Source organism: Enterococcus sp. DIV1368d (genome assembly GCF_050542975.1).
In the GTDB taxonomy this organism is placed as follows: Bacteria; Bacillota; Bacilli; order Lactobacillales; family Enterococcaceae; genus Enterococcus_D; species Enterococcus_D casseliflavus.
The window spans coordinates 1,875,362-1,894,145 of the sequence record NZ_CP172939.1 but is presented as its reverse complement, the minus strand read 5'-3'; the positions used below and the strand labels follow the sequence as shown (position 1 = coordinate 1,894,145).

Sequence of the window (18,784 nt, the reverse complement as noted above, 5' to 3'; positions counted from 1 at the left end):
GTGCCGGTTCAAAAAAAGAACCGGCACTTTTTGCTTGACCCTTGGCTTATAAACGAGCAAATTCTTCTAGCAAACGAATCATTTGGCAAGTAAAGCCATATTCATTATCATACCAAGCGACGGTTTTCACCAGTTGGAAATCGCCAGCCGTGGTTACTTCTGTTTGTGTCGGATCAAAGATAGAACCTTGAGTGGTACCAATCACATCTCCAGAGACGATCTCACGGTCATCGTAACCGAATGACGGATTATCGACGGTGTGTTTTCTGATCGCTTCATTGACTTCATCGGCGGTTACTTTGGTTTTCAAAATTGAGACTAATTCTGTTAAAGAACCATCGACGACAGGAACCCGTTGGGCGTGTCCTTGTAATTTGCCATTTAATTCTGGGATAACTAGACCGATCGCTTTGGCAGCACCTGTCGAGTGAGGGATCGTGTTGTCTGCAGCGGACCGAGCGGCTCTTAAGTTTCCGCCTTTTACCGGGCCATCCAATAGCATTTGGGTAGAAGTATAGGCATGTACCGTCGTCATCGTACCAACTTCGATCCCGAATTCCTCATTTAAGAAGTAGGCCATCGGAGCTAAGCAATTGGTCGTACAAGAACCTGCGGATATGATAGTATCCTCTGGTGTTAACGTGTCGGAGTTGACATTGTAAACGATCGTTTTCATATTACCAGCTGGTGCGGAGATAACGACTCGTTTGACACCCGCATCAAGATGGGCTTGTGCTTTTTCTGCGGAAGTGTAAAATCCCGTGCATTCTAAAACGATATCGACGCCATTTTCTTTTGCCCAAGGGATTTTGCTTGCGTCTGGTTCAGCGTACACACGGGTCTCTTTGCCATCGACAACGATAGCATTATCCGTTGCAGTAACAGTTCCAGGGTACGTGCCGTGGGTCGAGTCAAATTGCAATAAGTGTGCTAACATGACTGGACTCGTTAAATCATTGATTGCCACAACTTCAATATCGGCAGAAACTTCTTTGATCCTACGAAAAGCCAAACGTCCAATTCGTCCAAAACCATTGATTCCAACTTTTACTGTCATTTCTTGTTTCCTCCTTTGATTGTGTCTGGTACACTTAAAAGTTTGCTACGATTTCAAGTGACTGTCAAAGAATAACCCTTAAGAATTCGCGATTTCTTACGGAAACCCATGAGAAAAGATAGACAAAAGACGTTTCGGTCGTTACAATAAAATAGACTTTCTTATTAGAGAAATAGTAACCACTTAAGGTGAGATAACTGATAATCAAAAAGTATAGAAGGTAGTAAAAAAAGAATGGAGGACAAATAATGTCCATGTTTTTAGATCAAGTGACAATCGATGTCAAAGCAGGAAAAGGCGGCGACGGAATGGTTGCTTTTCGCCGAGAGAAATATGTCCCAGACGGCGGACCCGCAGGTGGTGACGGTGGACGTGGTGGTGATGTCATTTTAGTCGTAGACGAGGGTCTGCGTACATTAATGGATTTCCGTTTTAATCGTCATTTTAAAGCGCAACCCGGGGAAAACGGCATGAGTAAAGGAATGCACGGTCGTGGCTCAGATGATACCTACATCAAAGTACCACAGGGAACGACCGTTCGTGACGCTGAAACAGGTGCCTTATTAGGTGATTTGATTGAGCAAGGCCAAACATTAGTGATTGCTAAAGGTGGCCGTGGCGGCCGTGGCAACATTCGGTTTGCCTCTCCGAAAAACCCAGCCCCAGAATTAGCTGAGAATGGAGAACCTGGTCAAGAAAGAAAAATCGAGCTCGAATTAAAAGTTTTAGCAGATGTTGGTCTAGTTGGTTTCCCTTCAGTTGGGAAGTCTACATTACTCTCTGTGATTTCCTCTGCTCGACCAAAAATTGGTGCGTATCATTTTACCACGCTGGTACCAAATTTAGGTATGGTAACAACTACTGATGGCCGTAGTTTTGCGGTCGCTGATCTACCTGGTCTGATCGAAGGAGCCTCACAAGGGGTTGGTTTAGGGACTCAGTTTTTACGCCATATCGAACGGACCCGCGTCATTTTACATGTGATCGATATGAGTGGCATGGAAGGACGCGATCCATACGAGGACTATTTGTCCATCAACAATGAATTGTCGACCCATAACTTGCGCTTACTAGAGCGACCACAAATCATCGTTGCCAATAAGATGGATATGCCGGATGCTGAAGAAAACCTAGCCCTTTTCAAAGAGCAGCTGGCAAAAGAAAAAACGGATGAGTTCGCGGATGAACCAATGATTTTCCCCATCTCTGGTGTCACTCGTAAGGGAATCGATGCCTTGTTGAATGCGACAGCGGATCTATTGGAAGTCACCCCTGAGTTTCTTTTATACGATGAAGAAATGGAAGAAGATGTTGTTCATTATGGCTTCCAATCGGATGAACCAGAGTTCTCAATTGATCGCGATCCTGATGCAACTTGGATCTTGAGCGGTGAAAAAATCGAAAAACTATTCCAGATGACGAATTTTGATCATGATGAGACCGTGATGCGTTTTGCTCGACAGCTGCGTGGTTTAGGTGTCGATGAAGCATTACGGGCGCGCGGTGCCAAAGACGGCGATATCGTTCGGATCGGCAACTTCGAGTTCGAGTTTGTCGAATAATCGTTTAAAAGAACATCATTTGCCTAAAAAATACCTTTTTAGCTGCAGTGGATTTGACTACCGATCATTGATTTTCACTAAGAAATCAATGATCGGTAGTCTTTTTGGTTTCTTTTTTCATTTAAATGATTTACTGTTAAAATAAAGAAGAGAACAAATAAACCAAAGGGAGCGATTTTTATGTCAAAACGTGTCATTGTAATGAATTTTGATGCCAGTGCCAAAGCGTACCAAGCCTTTTCGGAAGTGAAACGGATGCATATGGAACGGAAGATCAAAGGGGAACAAATGGCAGTTCTTACCCACACCAATGAAGGCGTGCATCAATTTAAAGTCGAGGACTTTCTCGATTTTACTGGGAACAATAAGACATCAACGGGTGGATTGATCGGGATGCTCGTTGGCGTGCTAGGCGGACCTTTAGGAATCATGCTGGGCTGGTTTGGTGGCAGTATGATCGGTGCTACTCGTGATGCAAAAGAGATCCAAAATGCGCAAATGCTTTTTGAACATGTCGGAAACCAAATTGGTGTTGGTGACACGGGGTTATTATTGATCGCAGATGAAGAAGACAATCGTCCTTTGAATCAATTGATCATGAATGAATTAGGCGGTGACATCACGCGCTTTGACTACGATGAAGTGGAAGCAGAGATTGAAACGGCTAAGAAAGTCGAAGAATCCACCAAAGCACGCGTTCAAGAAGACTGGAAAAACTCTCATAACGACGCAGAAGATCGCCAATCTGAGAAATAAAATCCACAAGCTTCAATTGCAACTTGATTTCTTTTCCGCTAAAATTGGAAAGAGATGAAAGGAAAGAAGCTTATGGAATTAGAATTTTTAGGAACAGGCGCAGGTGTGCCTGCGAAACATCGAAACGTGACCAGCATTGCGTTACGACTTTTAGATGAACGGAATGCCGTTTGGCTTTTTGATTGTGGCGAAGGGACGCAAATGCAGATTTTGCATTCTACGATTCGTCCACGAAAGATTGAAAAAATCTTTATCACTCATCTTCATGGTGACCATATCTATGGGTTGCCAGGATTGATCAGCAGCCGCTCCTTTCAAGGAGGCGACACGCCTCTAGAGATTTATGGACCCAAGGGGATCAAAGCATACGTTCAAACCGTTTTGCGGATTTCTCAGACCAAAGTCAGCTACCCCTTACATTTTTTCGAGATTAAAGAAGAAGGGATTCTTTTTAAAGATCAGCAATTTGAAGTATCGTGTCTGCGTCTTGATCATGGCATTGACAGTTTTGGTTATCGGATTGTTGAAGCAAGCCATCAAGGGGAATTGCAAGTGCAGGCTTTACTGGAACTTGGGTTGAAACCTGGGCCGCTCTTCGGTCGTTTGAAAAAAGGTGAAGTAGTTACCCTTGACGATGGACGTCAAATCAATGGGGCTGATTTCTTGGGCCAAGCGAAAAAAGGTCGGATCGTGGCGATATTAGGTGATACGCGTAAATGTCAAAACGCCGTACTGCTAGCAGAAGATGCGGATGTATTGGTGCATGAAAGTACCTTTAACAAAGAAGAAGCCAAGTTGGCTCGCGCTTATTTTCACTCGACGACGCGGCAAGCTGCCGAAGTGGCACAAGAAGCTCAAGCGAAGCGTTTGCTGTTGACCCATATCAGTGCGCGTTACGTTGGCAAAGATATTACAAATTTAGTAAATGAAGCAAAAGAAGTATTTCCGAATACGTTGATCGTCAAAGATTTTGATATTGTCGAGATCCCTTTTGCCGGAGAGGAAGAAACAGATGAATTTAGAGAATAAAGTTGTCGTTGTAACAGGTGGCTCTGCTGGACTTGGAGAACAAATCTGTTATGAAGCCGCAAAACGTGGTGCGATCGTCGTGACTTGTGCCCGAAGAACGAATCTGATTGGAAAAGTCAAAGAACAATGTATGGAATTAAGCGGCAAAGAAGCGTATGCGTTTCAATTGGATGTAGCAAATCCTGAAAGTGTGGAGCGCTTACTAGAAAAAATCAATGAAAAAGTTGGTAAGATCGATGTCTTCGTCAATAATGCTGGCTACGGGATCTTTCAAGAATTTACAGAGATGGACCCGGCGGTCATCCGAAATATGTTCGAAGTCAATGTGCTTGGCATGATGGTTTTGACCCAGCAAGTAGCGATCCAAATGGCTGAACAAAAGCATGGTCATATCATAAATGTTGCTTCGATCGCAGGTAAGATCGCTACGCCAAAAACGGCCGTCTACTCTGCAACAAAATTTGCTGTGCTCGGTTTTTCTAACGCATTACGTTTAGAACTAAAACCATTAGGGATCAACGTAACAACGGTCAATCCTGGACCGATCGAAACGGCATTCTTTGACCAAGCAGACCCAAGCGGTAGTTACTTATCGTCGGTGGGCAGCCTAGTGCTCGAACCGAACAAATTAGCGCAAACGATCGTCAAAGCGATGATCCATCCAAAACGAGAAATCAATCGCCCACATATTTTAGGCGCTGCTGCGAAACTATATACCCTGTTTCCTTCAATCGGCGATTATATGGCGGGAACGATGTTCAACAAAAAATAGGAGTTGAAGCCCATGAAAAATCAATGGCGTGTTATCGTTGGTATTTTACTGATTTTAGTGATCGTTTTATTTGCCGTTGCAAACAATATGACTGTCCCGATCAACTTTGGCTTCACAACGATTCAATCGCCACTGATCTTAGTCATTATTGGTTCTGCTTTGTTAGGCGCATTGATTTTGCTGCTGGTTTCCACAAGCGCAATGTTCCGCCAAAAAAAAGAACTAAAGCAATTGAGAAAAGAGCTTTCAGATTATCGTTCGAATAACGAGAAGGTTCTCCAAGAACAACGAGAAGCTTTGGAACGGGAATACACGAACAAGCAGGCGGAGTTAGCGGCAAGACAGCAGCAGCTCGATGATCAAGAAGCCCAGCTTTCCTCACGTGCTGCGGGCGCATCCACGCCGCCAACGATCAATGAGGAAATGAAGTCTTTTGAATCGCAAGCCTAAAAGAACGACGTTTCACAAAAAAAGAGTTTGCTAGTGCAAGATTTGCTGCAAGCTCTTTTTTTTTGTGTTGTAAAACGAGTGCTGTTTCTCTCGTTGTTTTTCTTTTTTGCATAAACTTTGCTATAATATCCTAGTTAGGAGTGATTTGGTGAAACGTGCAAATTTTCACTGGGTGCGTCCGCAAGAAAGCGAAACGACCCCAGTATTTAAAGAGCTGATCCAAGAAAGAAAGATCCCTGAGCGGATCGGCGCGTTGCTATGGCAGCGAAATATTCGAACAGCAGAGGCGCTCGATGCTTTTTTATCAACGGACCTGCAATATCTTCATGATCCGTTTTTATTTCATGATATGGCTAAAGCCGTGGAACGAATCCATGAAGCGATTTTAAATGGCGAACGAATCTTGATTTATGGTGATTACGATGCGGATGGGATTACGAGCACTACCGTGTTAAAGGAAACGTTGGAATTGCTAGGGGCGGAAGCTGAGTATTATTTGCCTAATCGTTTTACAGATGGATATGGGCCCAATCTAACTGTCTATCAAGATAAAATTGCAGCAGGGACGCAATTGATCATCACCGTCGACAATGGGGTGTCTGGTCATGAGGCGATTGCTTATGCTCAAGGACAAGGAGTTGACGTGATCGTCACAGATCACCATGAACTACCTGCAGAACTACCGGAGGCGTTTGCTATTGTCCATCCCCGTCACCCTCAAGGAAACTATCCTTTTGGTGATTTGGCTGGAGTCGGCGTTGCATTTAAAGTGGCTTGCGCTTTGTTAGAAGAAGTGCCAGTGGAATTGCTTGATCTTGTTGCGATTGGGACGATCGCTGATATGGTTTCTTTAACCGATGAGAATCGGCTATTAGTCAGCAACGGGTTGAAAATGATTCAGCAATCGGATCGCATCGGACTGAATGAGTTGCTGTCAGTCAGCGGTTTAAAAAAACAAACAGTCAACGAAACAGATATTGGCTTCGCCGTTGGACCACGGTTAAATGCGATCGGTCGTTTGGAGGACCCCAATCCGGCTGTTCGCTTGTTGACTACCTTCGATGAAGAAGAGGCAGTAAGCTTAGCCAAAACCTTAGATACAATCAATCAGCAGCGAAAAACCTTTGTTGAAGAAATCATGAAAGAAGCACAAGAAAAAATCGATCCTGCGAACCATGTTCATTTGGTGGTGGGAGATCATTGGCACGAAGGCGTTTTAGGGATCGTGGCAGGGCGAATCATGCAAAGTACAGGACAACCAGTGATCGTTTTGACCAAAAAAGAAAATGGCTTAGCCAAAGGGTCGGGAAGAAGCATTGCTGCGTTGAATCTGTTTGAAATGCTGTCGACGATGAAAGACATGTTTACTAGCTTTGGCGGCCATCATGCAGCAGTTGGATTAAGTATCCCCATCGATCATTTAGATATGTTGCAAGCCCAAATGAATCGTTACGTTGAAGAAAATGCCATTGACCTCAGTCAGGGCATCCCCTTAGCGATCGATGAGGAGCTACCGTTAACAGAAGTTTCGATCAGTTTTATTGAATCATTAAAAGTCTTAGCGCCTTTTGGAACGGACAACCCCTTACCGAAATTTTTATTTTCTAATCTGATGACTCAAAATGCTCGCCAGATTGGTTCAGAAAATCAGCATTTGAAGTTAGTGATGAGCGATGAGTCTAACACGCAGCTGGATGTCATTGGGTTTGGTTTTGGAAAAGATTTAGTAGCGTTTGAAAACGACCGCTTATCGATCGTTGGTCAGCTTTCCATCAATGAATGGAATGGCAACAAAAAACCGCAGCTCATGTTGGATGATTTTGCAGTGGAAGGGATTCAGCTATTTGATTATCGTTCGAAAAGAAGCCGTCAAGGTGTCTCTCTGGGCAGTCAAACACTAGGCGTTCTTTTCAAGCAGAAACTTCCTCGGGAATTGCAAGGCTTTTGTGGGCAAACCACCATATTTGACTCAGTTACAGCCTTGGAAGATACTTTTCGTGCTGGTCAGTTCCAAGAGATTGCATTTTTAGATTGTCCTGCTGACCCTGCATTGATCAAAGAGATCGTTCAAGCGCTCCAGGCGTCAAGAGTTGCTTTTGTTTTCTACTCGACAGAAGATGCTTATTTAGATGGGGTAGGGACAAGAGAGCAATACAGTCGTCTCTTTCAACTGATCAAACAGCAGCCTCGTTTGGACATTCGTTACAAACTAAAGATGGTCGCTGACTATCTAAAAATTCCACAAAAATTACTTATTTTCATGATTCAGGTGTTTTCTGAGCTGGAATTTGTTACAATACAAGATGGTGTTTTGAATAAAACTGCTGATCCTGTTTCCCGTCCATTGACGGAGAGTCATTTGTATCAGCAACGACAAAAACTGATCAAAACAGAAGAATTTTTATTAATGAGTGATTTATCAACCCTTCGTCAGTGGTTGACAGTCTAGGAGGAAAGAAAATGGATTTAAAAGAGTATATTGCTAGTATTCCTGATTATCCCCAAGAGGGAATTATTTTTCGGGACATCTCGCCATTGATGGCAGATGGAGAAGCGTATCGGTATGCGACACAACAAATCGTTGAGTATGCACAAGAAAAAGGCATCGATATGGTGGTAGGACCTGAAGCCCGCGGCTTTATCGTTGGTTGTCCAGTTGCCTATCAATTAGGTGTCGGCTTTGCCCCAGTACGTAAAAAAGGCAAATTGCCACGGGAAACGATTGAAGCAGAATATGAAAAAGAGTACGGTGTGGATGTCTTGACGCTGCACGCCGATGCCATAAAACCAGGTCAACGTGTCTTGATCTGTGATGATCTACTAGCAACTGGCGGAACGATCAAAGCAACGATCGAACTCGTAGAAAAACTAGGTGGCATCGTTGTTGGCTGTGCCTTCTTGATCGAACTGATGGATCTACATGGAAGAGACAAGATCCAAGGTGTCGAAATCAAGACGTTAATGGAATACTAAAAAAGCAGAAACAAAAAAGGACTCGCTGGAGTCCTTTTTTGTTTCTGCTGCCTTATGGGCGTATGTAGGGGAAGGATCATGGTTCATAACGATAAAAATCATGATCGTGATAATAATGGCGGTTACGTTTGCGCTCTGCTTGGCGGAATTTCTTTTCATCCCAAAGCATGAACCAAAGCATCATTAGAGGGCAAAAAATCAGAACAGCACTTAAAACGCCAAAATAGCCAATAACAATTCCCATCAATAATACCCACAACATAAAACCAAATCGACGAACTGCTTTCATCTCATTCACTCCTTAAATAATACGAACTTATGTTTGTATACTTATTATACGAATGTTTGTTCGCTTTGTAAAGAGGAAAGAAAAAAAATCTTCGTAAAAACGAAGATTTCCTAGTCAGCTCGTTGAGCATCAAAGCAGATGGCGATACAATCCAACAACCAATCCTAAAATCGTTACGTCAGGCAAAATGATTGGGTCTAAATAATCATTTTCTGGTTGTAAACGAATGTAATTCTTTTCTTTATAGAATCGTTTGCACGTAGCTTCGTCTTCATCTGTCATAGCAATCACGATATCGCCATTTTGAGCACTTTGTTGTTTACGAACGATTACTTGATCACCGTCGAGAATGCCAGCATTGATCATACTTTCTCCTCGGATCGTCAACATGAATAAACTTCCTGTGCTATTCGCTAAATCTGGCGGAATCGGAAAGAAATCGGATGCATCTTCCACGGCTAAAATCGGTTCTCCAGCAGTTACGACACCAAGCATCGGAATGGATGCTGGTTGAACATCGATTTTTTCAAGACCGGAAGCAGTTAATTCAATGGCTCTGGGTTTTGTAGGATCTCGTAAGATCAGCCCTTTTTTTTCAAGTCGGGACAAATGGCCATGAACAGTTGAGGTAGAAGATAACTGAACGGCTTCGCCAATTTCGCGAACAGTCGGCGGATAGCCTTTTTCAGTGACACGTGTATGAATGAACTTAAGAATTTCGATTTGTCGATTTTCTGTTCGTTTTGCCAAAACTGACACCTTCTTTCATTTGATAACCTTAGTGTACCATAGCTATATCGATTATTCAAACAAATGTTCGCTTTTTGTACTATTGTTTTTGCTCGCTAGTTTGTAGTAAAATCAAGAGGGAAAAGGAGGAACAACTATGCTATCTCAAGAAAAATTAGCTCGAATCAATGAACTTGCCAACAAGAAAAAAACAGAAGGATTGACTGAGGCTGAGACCCACGAACAAAAAGTTCTGCGTGAAGAGTATTTAACCGCCTTTCGTGGAGGGATGCGACACCATATCGAAGGAATGAAAATCGTTGACCCTGAAGGTGCTGATGTGACACCAGAGAAGTTAAAAGAGATTCAAAAGAAAAAAGGTCTCCACGGCAGATAATTGTGAATTCCTTTTCATTGCTATTGAAATAAGCTTCTGAATCACGTATAATGAAAGATGTAATAAAGGTAAAAAAAACCTAAATTAGGAGGAACTACCATTGTTTGATAAAATCGATCAATTAGGAGTGAACACCCTTCGTACATTAAGTATCGAAGCCGTACAAAAAGCCAATTCAGGACATCCAGGATTACCGATGGGGGCAGCACCCATGGCCTATGCCTTGTGGACGAAACACTTGAAAGTCAATCCAACGACTTCTCGCAACTGGGTGGATCGTGACCGTTTTGTTTTGTCTGCTGGACACGGTTCGGCGTTATTGTACAGCTTGTTGCACGTGTCTGGCTACGATGTGACCATTGAGGATCTAAAAAACTTCCGTCAATGGGATAGCCGCACGCCAGGGCATCCAGAAGTCGATCACACAGACGGCGTGGAAGCAACCACTGGACCTTTAGGACAAGGGATCGCCATGGCAGTCGGTATGGCAATGGCCGAAGCCCACTTGGCTGCAACCTACAATCGCGAAAAGTATCAAGTCATTGATCACTATACCTACGCTTTATGTGGCGATGGCGACTTGATGGAAGGTGTTTCGCAAGAAGCTGCATCCATGGCTGGTCACATGAAATTAGACAAACTGATCGTCTTGTACGATTCAAATGACATCTCCCTAGATGGCCCAACTTCAAAAGCCTTTACAGAAAATGTCGGTGCGCGTTTTGAAGCGTATGGCTGGCAACACATTCTCGTTGAAGACGGCAATGATTTAGAAGCGATCTCGAAAGCGATCGACGAAGCAAAAGCTGAAAGCGACAAACCAACCTTGATCGAAATCAAGACTGTGATCGGATACGGTGCGCCAAATCAAGGCACCTCTGCCGTTCATGGTGCGCCGATCGGTGCCGAAGGCATTTCTGCAGCTAAAGCGATTTATGGTTGGGAATACCCAGAATTTACCGTACCTGAAGAAGTTGCCGCGCGCTTCAAAGAAACCATGATCGATGAAGGGCAAAAAGCTGAAGCAGCTTGGAACGAAACCTTCCGTGCCTATGAAGCAGCCTACCCAGAACTTGCTGCGCAATTCAAACAAGCCTTTGCGGGTGAATTGCCAGCAGATTGGGATGCAGCATTACCAAGCTACGAAGTTGGCAGCTCACAAGCTAGTCGAGTATCTAGCAAAGAGATGATCCAAGCCTTATCCAAAGCCGTCCCTAGTCTCTGGGGTGGATCGGCTGACCTTTCTGGATCCAACAACACGATGGTGGCAGCAGAAAAAGACTTTGAACCTGGCCAATACGAAGGCCGCAACATTTGGTTTGGCGTCCGAGAATTTGCGATGGCGGCAGCGATGAACGGCATCCAATTGCATGGCGGTACGCGAATCTATGGCGGAACCTTCTTCGTCTTCGTTGATTACTTACGTCCAGCGGTGCGCTTGTCTGCGATCCAGCATGCACCTGTGATCTATGTCTTGACGCATGACTCCGTGGCGGTGGGAGAAGATGGACCGACGCATGAGCCAATCGAGCAATTAGCCAGCGTCCGTTGCATGCCAAATGTCCAAGTGATTCGTCCAGCAGACGGCAATGAAACCCGTGCTGCCTGGAAATTGGCCATGACAACAACGGATAAACCAACGGTCTTAGTCTTAAGCCGACAAAATCTACCAGTGATCGAAGGCACGCAAACCGGTGCGGATGAAAATGTCGCAAAAGGTGGCTACGTGATTTCAAAACAAGCTGGTGAAACACCAGCGGGGATTTTGATCGCCACAGGTTCTGAAGTGAATCTTGCGGTCCAAGCACAAGCTAAATTGGCAGAAGAAGGCATCGATGTATCGGTGGTCTCCTTACCAAGCTTTGATCTGTTTGAAGCACAAAGCTCAGAATACAAAGAAAGCGTCTTGCCAAAAGCAGTGAAGAAACGGGTAGCGATCGAAGCAGCTTCCCCATTTGGTTGGGAACGTTACGCCGGTTGCCATGGAAAAGTGATCGCGATCGATCATTTCGGTGCATCCGCACCTGGTGACAAAGTCTTAGCGGAATTCGGCTTCAGTGTTGAGAATGTCGTGAATACTTTCAAATCAATCGATTAATTGATCGACAATCAATCAAAAATAGCACGTTCGAGAATCTTTTCGATTTTCGAGCGTGTTTTTTTGTCTGGATTCTTGCCACTTTAAACGTGTTAGAGTGACTTATTTAAAGTAATAGTGGCTAAGATTTCCAAAAAATGGTTGTACCGCAAGGCACAAGCACTTGTGAATAGTAAGAGGGAATCGATAAAATAGCAATCTAACAGTTTTTAAAAAAACTTATCAGTAGTTAGCAATCCAAGCGGGATACCCATACAGTTTTTTAAAAGTCTTTTGTTGTTTGCAAAGTGATCATTGTTTGCACTGTTAGATGTTTTTCCGTATAATAGCTGTATTGATTTATTTGAAAAAACGTACAGTTACTGGAGGAAAAAAATGGGAAGTTATCAAACAAGAAGTGAAAGACATCATCAACCAAAGAAGACGATAAAAAGACCTACTAAAAAGGCGGTGGTCTCTTTGATGGGGGCAGGAATGATGTTAGCGCCAATGACGGTCACTTTCGTTCCTCAACAGGTACAAGCTGCTGAGAATCAATACGCGACGCAGGACATCTCAGGTTTTATTGAGCAAATTGGCTGGTCAGCACAAGATGTTGCTGCCAACAATGATCTCTATGCTTCTGTGATGATTGCTCAAGCGATTTTGGAAAGCGGCTATGGTTCTTCCGCGTTATCCAATGCACCCTATTACAATTTGTTTGGGGTCAAAGGCAGTTACAACGGACAAAGTGTCTATATGCCTACACAAGAGTATTTGAATGGTCAGTGGGTAGAGATGAATGAACCGTTTCGTCAATATAACTCTTACTGGGAATCGTTTCAGGATCATGCGAATGTCTTGCTCAGCACGAGTTTCGCGACAGGAACTGCTCATTACAGTGGTGTTTGGAAAAGCCAAACAACCTCATTTTATGATGCAACGAATTACTTGACGGGGCGCTATGCTACCGATCCAGGGTATGCACAAAAACTGAACTGGTTAATTGAAACGTATCAGCTCACACGCTTTGATACTGGGACAACGCAAAGTACCGCATGGACAAGTACAACGAGCACGACTAGCACGAGTACTACGCAAACTACAACGACGACTCAGGTAAACAGCGGATCTACAGCGCAGAGCTATCACGTTGCTTCAGGCGATACACTTTGGGATATCGCCAATAAATTTGGCACAACGGTCGACGCTCTAATGGCAACAAATGGGTTATCTAGTGAGGTCATTGTTGTTGGCCAAGAATTAATCGTTTAATTATCTGATACCGCCTTAAGAATGATTGCTCTAAATGGCATCATTCTTAAGGTTTTTTTGTAATGGAAAAACAAAATCAAGAAAGTGAATACAAACAAATATAAAAAAATAAGAAAAAACTTGAAATTGCTTACTTTTTATTCGCAACTCGGGGTTATTTTAGGTAGAATGGAAGAATAAGAACGGGAGGGATTTTCAATGACAAAAATCTATCAATCGGTCAATGAGTTAGTTGGGCATACGCCAATCGTCAAATTAAATCACATCGTAGAAGAAGGTTCTGCGGATGTGTATCTGAAATTAGAGTTCTTCAATCCTGGGGGAAGTGTCAAGGACAGAATTGCTTTAGCCATGATTGAAAAAGCAGAAAAAAATGGCTTGTTAAAAGCTGGTGATACCATCATCGAACCAACATCTGGGAATACTGGGATCGGCTTAGCCATGATCGGTACGGCAAAAGGCTATCGTGTCGTGCTGGTTATGCCAGAAACCATGAGTATTGAAAGACGTAAAATTGTTCAAGCTTATGGCGCAGAGTTGATTTTGACCCCTGGGTCTGAAGGAATCACTGGTTCTATCAATAAAGCAAAAGAATTAGCAGAACAAGACGGCTATTATATGCCATTACAATTTGAAAACCCAGCCAATCCAGAAGTCCATGAAAAAACGACAGGGAAAGAAATTGAGGATGCGTTTGAATCTAAAGGGTTAGACGCTTTTGTTGCTGGGATCGGCACAGGTGGCACGATCACTGGTGCGGGGAAGGAATTGAAGCGCGTCTATCCTAATTTGAAGATCGTGGGCGTTGAGCCTGCAGAATCAGCTATTTTAGGAGGTGGCAAACCTGGTCCCCATAAGATCCAAGGGATCGGCACGGGATTTGTTCCTAAAGTACTAGACACTGAGATTTATGATCAGGTCATTGCCATCGCTAGTGAGGATGCCATGGAAACTGCGCGTCAAGTTGGGATGAAAGAAGGAATCTTAGTAGGAATTTCTTCTGGTGCAGCGATCAAAGCGGCATTAGAGGTTGCTAAGGACTTAGGAAAAGGCAAAAAAGTCTTAGCGATCGTACCAGATAATGGTGAACGCTATTTGTCTACGGCACTGTATCAGTTTGAAGACTAACAAAGAGGGGGAAAGCAGGCATTCGTTTGTCTGCTTTTCTTTCTCGAAAAACTGAGGGAAGACGGGCTGGGCAAATGCGTTATTCCTTTAAAAAAACAAGGAAAGCTGTTTGAATTTTTAGGTTTTACATAGTATGATAGGTAAGATAAGAGAAATGGAGGAACTCCTGTGAGTACGATCTACGATGAAGCGATCAAACGATTAAAACATGAAAATATTCGTATTACACCGCAGCGAGTAGCGATATTAGAATTTTTAGCCAGTCACGATGCCCATCCGACCGCTGAAGAGATTTATCGGGCGATCGAAGTTCATTTTCCTGGTATAAGTGTCGCAACGGTATACAATAACTTACGTTTGTTCACAGAAATTGGCTTTGTAAAAGAAATGAATTATGGAGATGCCTCCAGTCGTTTTGATTTTACAACGGAGCCTCATTATCATGCTATCTGTCAAAAGTGTGGAAAGATCGCTGATTTTTACTATCCAGGATTGGAAGATGTCGAAATGGCGGCTTCGAAATTAACTGGGTATCAAATAAATAACCATCGACTAGAAGTTTATGGCCTATGTCCCGAATGCCAAGTGAAAGAGGAGGAAACAAAATGAAGATAATTTCTACAGATCAAGCACCACAAGCAATCGGTCCTTATGTTCAAGCAAAAATCGCAAACGGCTTTTTGTTTGCTTCTGGTCAAGTGCCATTAGATCCTGTTTCGGGGGAAGTTGTCGGTACGACGATTGAAGTACAGACTCAGCAAGTATTGAAAAATATCAACGCGATTCTTGAAGCGGCGGAACTTACGCCAGATGACATCGTTAAGACGACATGTTTTTTAAAAAATATGAATGATTTCGTTCCTTTCAATAATACGTATAGCACATTGTTCAATGAAGCGTTACCTGCACGTTCTGCTGTCGAAGTTGCTCGCTTACCAAAAGATGTTTTGGTTGAAGTTGAGATCATCGCAGCAGTCAAAGAAAAAGCGTAACCAACAAAGAATCGTGGGACGTCCGCATTTGCGTCGTCCCCTTTTTATTGATTCGATCCTGATAGGATGAATCTTTATGTTTCAGATGAGCCAAGGAGAAGAGGATGTAGTATGGTTTCATTAAAGGAATATTTGGCAAAAGGGCAAACGACGATTTCAAATTTGCTTTTAGAGAATTACCATCATCTTGGTTTGACGAATGATGAATTTTTGTTATGGCTGCAACTGTATCGCAGCCATGAGCAAGGCAATGATTTTCCAGATTTACGTGAGATCGCCTCGGTGATGGGCAGCGACCAAAAAGAGATCTATCATTGGTTGAATCAATTGCTGAAAAAAGATGTGCTGCGAATGGGTTCAAAAAAAGACGACGCAGGAAAAATGGTGGATTATTATGATTTCACTGGCATTTATGAACGGCTCGAGTTTCTTTTGCAGCAGCAATCTAAAAAGGAATCCGCTGAAACAAATGAAGAGAAGATACGCGAGTTGTATCGCTTATTTGAAGGAGAATTTGGTCGCCCCTTATCGGCGATCGAATACCAACGGATCGGGCAGTGGTTGGATGAGGACCACTATGATCCCGAGCTGGTCCAGTTTGCTTTGCGAGAAGCGGTCTTGAATCAAGCGTATAGTTTAAACTATATCGATCGTATTTTGCTTTCGTGGGAACGCAAGAATATTACCTCAAAAGCGCAAGTAGAAGAAGAGCAAAAAAGAAGAAAAAAACAGTTTCTTCAAAATGAAACTACGCCACAAGAAGATGGCCCAATGCCCAAAATCCCTATGCATAATTGGTTAGAAGGAGAGTAAGATACAAGGAGTTTAATTCGTCCAATGATCAGTAAAGAAAAAACAATGACTGCGATAGAAATAATGTATGAGATGTTTCCTGATGCACATGGAGAACTAGTGTCAAAAAATGCCTTTGAATTGCTGATTGCTGTCATCCTAAGCGCACAGGCAACGGATGTGTCAGTCAATAAAGTGACACCGGCACTTTTTGAAGCATATCCAACGCCGCAGGCTCTCAGCGAGGCGCCGTTAGAAGACATTATTGAAAAAATCAAATCGATTGGCCTCTATCGAAACAAAGCGAAAAATATCAAAGCTTGTGCCTCTGAATTGTTGCTGCGTTTTGGAGGCGAAGTGCCTCAAACCAGAGAAGACTTAATTTCTTTGCCAGGTGTCGGCAGAAAAACAGCGAACGTCGTTCTTGGCGATGCATTTGGCATTCCAGCAATCGCTGTCGATACGCATGTCGAGCGGGTATCAAAAAGGCTGCGCATCTGTAAACTAGACGCCAACGTATTAGAAGTCGAACAAACATTGATGAAAAAGATTCTAGATACGTTGTGGGTCAAAACGCATCACACGTTAATTTTCTTTGGTCGTTATCATTGCACAGCACGGGCACCTAAGTGTGAGGTTTGTCCATTGTTGACAATGTGCCAAGAAGGAAAACTTCGGATGAAGGGGAAGAAAACCATTTAATGGTGAACATAAACCAAAAGTAACTAGGATCAAGACGCTAAGCGAAATCGCTTAGCGTTTTTTTTGCATAAGTTGATAAAAGAACAGGTGATTAACGTAACAACCTTTGATAAAGCCGTTTCAAGTAACTGGAAAAACATAAGCTTACTGAACTTTTTTGATTACACCACTCAAAAACAGGTGGTTTTTCACAAAGAGCGCGTGTGACGATTGTTGCTCGATACGAGATTAAACCTTCCAATACGCCTTTTTATGAAAGTGTTTGTAGGCTTAATATGATGGGATTCTTTCGCAAAAATTTTAACTTCTCTTTTTTATAAAATCCTATTTTTGGTCAATAATAAGTAACGTTAATAAGAAAATTCACCTATTGGTGAAAAATAGTATTTCAAATCTGTGGAAATCATCAGTATAGTGAACTTTGTCAAAGGTTATAAGTCTTTCTCTGCTATTTTGCTAATGACAGAAAAAGCGTTGCAAATTTCGAAATGATTCTTTAACAATCTCATAATCATTTTTGTTACGGATACTAGACAAACGCAGTTTTGAAAAGATCACTTATAAGATGTGGCAAGTATAGAGGAGGAGGGAGAATGAAAGGAGAAAATGTATGGAAATTAGTTCGTATGGTTCTGTTTTGCACTCTTTTTTATGGGATAACTATTTCTACGGCAGCGGTGAATGCTCAGGAAGTGCAGTCGGTTGAAACAGAAAGCTCTGTGCTTTTTACCGGTGTTTATGAGCCTATTGGCCAACCCAAACCAGCACCGCCAGCAGGCCCTACAGAGAATATCTCGCCACCAAAAGAGGTAGCAAAACCAGGTGGCATTTTACCAAAGACCAACGAGACAAAAACTTACGGCGTAATCTTGCTTGGATTACTGCTCGTACTGGTTGCATTGTATGCGCAATATACCAAACATCGATCAAAATTTATGATGGTTAAAAAGAAAAGACAAATAATTTGAAAGCAGGGATGAATTTGAAATTCGTACGATTTGCATCGGCAGCTGTTTTAGCTGCAACTTTATTTACTATTAGCGCGGAAGCCTTCGCTACTGAAAGTGTAACAAACCATGATACAGAAGGGAAAGTTCTCTTTGTACCAAACGATAGCGAAGCGACAGTGGTTCAACCACCAAATCCTGGTCCTAATGGTCCAGATGTAGAGATCAATCCAGTCGGCCCTGAAGGACAAACAGGACCAGTGACGATTGCTTACGCACCTACGCTTAATTTCGGTGAGCAAGTGATTTCTAATACCGATCAAGAATATAAGCTAGTGGCTGAATTACACAAGCTAAAAGACGCGGAAGATAGTGAAGAAAGAGTTCCGTATGTTTCATTTGCCCAAATCCAAGATACGCGAGGGACAAATGCTGGTTGGGATTTAAAAGTTTCATTAAGTGCTTTTGAATCAGGAACACAAAATAATGAACTGACTGGAGCAAGAATTCGTTTTAATTCGCCGAAATTGGAATATAACGGAAGCAACCAAGAAAATGAACCACAAATTCATGCGGATGGATTGATTTTAGATGCTACAAATAGTGAGCGTTCGGTTCTGACCGCCGCTCAAACAAAAGGTGCCGGCGTTTCGTCAGTCGTTTGGGGCGATCAGGAAGAAATCAATCGACAAGTGGAAGCAGGCGCAGAGGTTGTTGAAAATGCCGGAATCGAATTACTTGTTCCTGGATCAACAGCAAAAGACGCTGCTCTTTATGAAGCAACCCTTACTTGGACATTGGCTGCAACAGCCGGACCGGACGGAGAAACGGTTCAATAACTTGGTTTTGTACTGAAT

General features: G+C 42.9%; 20 protein-coding genes. 17 read left to right on the top strand and 3 right to left on the bottom strand.

Annotated elements, in window-relative coordinates; all coding sequences use genetic code 11:
- Nucleotides 1-46 precede the first annotated feature (46 nt).
- On the bottom strand, nucleotides 47-1,057 hold the full coding sequence (gene gap / locus IGJ44_RS08800; protein WP_005226174.1) for a type I glyceraldehyde-3-phosphate dehydrogenase: 1,011 nt from the start codon (nucleotides 1,055-1,057) through the stop codon (nucleotides 47-49).
- A 248-nt stretch (nucleotides 1,058-1,305) separates the two neighbouring features.
- Between gap and obgE the strand changes: the two genes are divergently transcribed.
- The 7 genes from obgE (at nucleotide 1,306) to IGJ44_RS08765 (ending at nucleotide 8,599) form a co-directional block, all read left to right on the top strand.
- Complete coding sequence (gene obgE, locus IGJ44_RS08795) at nucleotides 1,306-2,619, top strand: GTPase ObgE (protein WP_005226173.1); 1,314 nt, start codon at nucleotides 1,306-1,308, stop codon at nucleotides 2,617-2,619.
- A 180-nt stretch (nucleotides 2,620-2,799) separates the two neighbouring features.
- Nucleotides 2,800-3,375: a DUF456 domain-containing protein gene (locus IGJ44_RS08790; RefSeq protein ID WP_010748409.1), complete on the top strand. Its 576-nt coding sequence runs from the start codon at nucleotides 2,800-2,802 to the stop codon at nucleotides 3,373-3,375.
- 72 nt (nucleotides 3,376-3,447) lie between these two features.
- The gene (rnz, locus tag IGJ44_RS08785) at nucleotides 3,448-4,404 is read left to right on the top strand and encodes a ribonuclease Z (RefSeq protein WP_167827407.1); all 957 of its coding nucleotides are present in this window, start codon (nucleotides 3,448-3,450) and stop codon (nucleotides 4,402-4,404) included.
- Nucleotides 4,388-5,176, top strand: a complete 789-nt coding sequence (locus IGJ44_RS08780) for an SDR family NAD(P)-dependent oxidoreductase (protein ID WP_015509761.1) — start codon at nucleotides 4,388-4,390, stop codon at nucleotides 5,174-5,176. The genes rnz and IGJ44_RS08780 overlap by 17 nt, the downstream gene beginning before the upstream one ends.
- Before the next feature lie 12 nt (nucleotides 5,177-5,188).
- Nucleotides 5,189-5,626, top strand: coding sequence for a lipopolysaccharide assembly protein LapA domain-containing protein (locus IGJ44_RS08775; protein WP_015509760.1), 438 nt, complete (start codon nucleotides 5,189-5,191; stop codon nucleotides 5,624-5,626).
- Between the two features lie 148 nt (nucleotides 5,627-5,774).
- Nucleotides 5,775-8,075, top strand: a complete 2,301-nt coding sequence (recJ, locus tag IGJ44_RS08770) for a single-stranded-DNA-specific exonuclease RecJ (protein ID WP_167827405.1) — start codon at nucleotides 5,775-5,777, stop codon at nucleotides 8,073-8,075.
- An 11-nt stretch (nucleotides 8,076-8,086) separates the two neighbouring features.
- The gene (locus tag IGJ44_RS08765; protein ID WP_005226167.1) at nucleotides 8,087-8,599 is read left to right on the top strand and encodes an adenine phosphoribosyltransferase; all 513 of its coding nucleotides are present in this window, start codon (nucleotides 8,087-8,089) and stop codon (nucleotides 8,597-8,599) included.
- 76 nt (nucleotides 8,600-8,675) lie between these two features.
- Here the strand turns inward: IGJ44_RS08765 and IGJ44_RS08760 are convergent, their stop codons facing one another.
- Both IGJ44_RS08760 and lexA read right to left on the bottom strand, forming a co-directional pair.
- Nucleotides 8,676-8,888, bottom strand: coding sequence for a hypothetical protein (locus tag IGJ44_RS08760; protein ID WP_005236082.1), 213 nt, complete (start codon nucleotides 8,886-8,888; stop codon nucleotides 8,676-8,678).
- A gap of 129 nt (nucleotides 8,889-9,017) precedes the next feature.
- Nucleotides 9,018-9,638, bottom strand: a complete 621-nt coding sequence (gene lexA / locus IGJ44_RS08755) for a transcriptional repressor LexA (protein WP_167827404.1) — start codon at nucleotides 9,636-9,638, stop codon at nucleotides 9,018-9,020.
- A 136-nt stretch (nucleotides 9,639-9,774) separates the two neighbouring features.
- Between lexA and IGJ44_RS08750 the strand changes: the two genes are divergently transcribed.
- From IGJ44_RS08750 to IGJ44_RS08705, 10 genes are all read left to right on the top strand, one after another.
- Entirely contained in the window at nucleotides 9,775-10,014 is a 240-nt protein-coding gene (locus IGJ44_RS08750) for a DUF896 family protein (protein ID WP_005226164.1), read from the top strand.
- Between the two features lie 100 nt (nucleotides 10,015-10,114).
- The gene (gene tkt, locus IGJ44_RS08745) at nucleotides 10,115-12,112 is read left to right on the top strand and encodes a transketolase (RefSeq protein WP_430605638.1); all 1,998 of its coding nucleotides are present in this window, start codon (nucleotides 10,115-10,117) and stop codon (nucleotides 12,110-12,112) included.
- Between the two features lie 375 nt (nucleotides 12,113-12,487).
- Complete coding sequence (locus IGJ44_RS08740) at nucleotides 12,488-13,366, top strand: glucosaminidase domain-containing protein (protein ID WP_074535762.1); 879 nt, start codon at nucleotides 12,488-12,490, stop codon at nucleotides 13,364-13,366.
- Nucleotides 13,367-13,564: 198 nt separating this feature from the next.
- On the top strand, nucleotides 13,565-14,494 hold the full coding sequence (gene cysK, locus IGJ44_RS08735) for a cysteine synthase A (RefSeq protein WP_005226159.1): 930 nt from the start codon (nucleotides 13,565-13,567) through the stop codon (nucleotides 14,492-14,494).
- Nucleotides 14,495-14,662: 168 nt separating this feature from the next.
- Nucleotides 14,663-15,103, top strand: a complete 441-nt coding sequence (locus IGJ44_RS08730) for a Fur family transcriptional regulator (protein ID WP_005226158.1) — start codon at nucleotides 14,663-14,665, stop codon at nucleotides 15,101-15,103.
- Nucleotides 15,100-15,486 carry a RidA family protein gene (locus IGJ44_RS08725; RefSeq protein ID WP_015509753.1) on the top strand — a complete coding sequence of 129 codons (387 nt, stop codon included), beginning with the start codon at nucleotides 15,100-15,102 and terminating at the stop codon, nucleotides 15,484-15,486. Before IGJ44_RS08730 ends, IGJ44_RS08725 begins: the two co-directional genes overlap by 4 nt.
- A gap of 111 nt (nucleotides 15,487-15,597) precedes the next feature.
- Nucleotides 15,598-16,299, top strand: coding sequence for a DnaD domain protein (locus IGJ44_RS08720; protein WP_167827268.1), 702 nt, complete (start codon nucleotides 15,598-15,600; stop codon nucleotides 16,297-16,299).
- A gap of 24 nt (nucleotides 16,300-16,323) precedes the next feature.
- Nucleotides 16,324-16,980, top strand: coding sequence for an endonuclease III (gene nth, locus IGJ44_RS08715; RefSeq protein WP_430605636.1), 657 nt, complete (start codon nucleotides 16,324-16,326; stop codon nucleotides 16,978-16,980).
- A 593-nt stretch (nucleotides 16,981-17,573) separates the two neighbouring features.
- Complete coding sequence (locus tag IGJ44_RS08710; protein WP_074535766.1) at nucleotides 17,574-17,948, top strand: LPXTG cell wall anchor domain-containing protein; 375 nt, start codon at nucleotides 17,574-17,576, stop codon at nucleotides 17,946-17,948.
- A 14-nt stretch (nucleotides 17,949-17,962) separates the two neighbouring features.
- On the top strand, nucleotides 17,963-18,766 hold the full coding sequence (locus tag IGJ44_RS08705) for a WxL domain-containing protein (RefSeq protein WP_167827269.1): 804 nt from the start codon (nucleotides 17,963-17,965) through the stop codon (nucleotides 18,764-18,766).
- The last annotated feature ends 18 nt before the right edge of the window (nucleotides 18,767-18,784 follow it).

Coding starts and splice junctions, on each gene's coding strand:
- gap (WP_005226174.1), bottom strand. CDS start 1,057: ATGACAGTAAAAGTTGGAATCAATGGTTTTGGACGAATTGGACGTTTG.
- obgE (WP_005226173.1), top strand. CDS start 1,306: ATGTCCATGTTTTTAGATCAAGTGACAATCGATGTCAAAGCAGGAAAA.
- IGJ44_RS08790 (WP_010748409.1), top strand. CDS start 2,800: ATGTCAAAACGTGTCATTGTAATGAATTTTGATGCCAGTGCCAAAGCG.
- rnz (WP_167827407.1), top strand. CDS start 3,448: ATGGAATTAGAATTTTTAGGAACAGGCGCAGGTGTGCCTGCGAAACAT.
- IGJ44_RS08780 (WP_015509761.1), top strand. CDS start 4,388: ATGAATTTAGAGAATAAAGTTGTCGTTGTAACAGGTGGCTCTGCTGGA.
- IGJ44_RS08775 (WP_015509760.1), top strand. CDS start 5,189: ATGAAAAATCAATGGCGTGTTATCGTTGGTATTTTACTGATTTTAGTG.
- IGJ44_RS08765 (WP_005226167.1), top strand. CDS start 8,087: ATGGATTTAAAAGAGTATATTGCTAGTATTCCTGATTATCCCCAAGAG.
- IGJ44_RS08760 (WP_005236082.1), bottom strand. CDS start 8,888: ATGAAAGCAGTTCGTCGATTTGGTTTTATGTTGTGGGTATTATTGATG.
- IGJ44_RS08750 (WP_005226164.1), top strand. CDS start 9,775: ATGCTATCTCAAGAAAAATTAGCTCGAATCAATGAACTTGCCAACAAG.
- IGJ44_RS08740 (WP_074535762.1), top strand. CDS start 12,488: ATGGGAAGTTATCAAACAAGAAGTGAAAGACATCATCAACCAAAGAAG.
- cysK (WP_005226159.1), top strand. CDS start 13,565: ATGACAAAAATCTATCAATCGGTCAATGAGTTAGTTGGGCATACGCCA.
- IGJ44_RS08725 (WP_015509753.1), top strand. CDS start 15,100: ATGAAGATAATTTCTACAGATCAAGCACCACAAGCAATCGGTCCTTAT.
- IGJ44_RS08720 (WP_167827268.1), top strand. CDS start 15,598: ATGGTTTCATTAAAGGAATATTTGGCAAAAGGGCAAACGACGATTTCA.
- nth (WP_430605636.1), top strand. CDS start 16,324: ATGATCAGTAAAGAAAAAACAATGACTGCGATAGAAATAATGTATGAG.
- IGJ44_RS08710 (WP_074535766.1), top strand. CDS start 17,574: ATGAAAGGAGAAAATGTATGGAAATTAGTTCGTATGGTTCTGTTTTGC.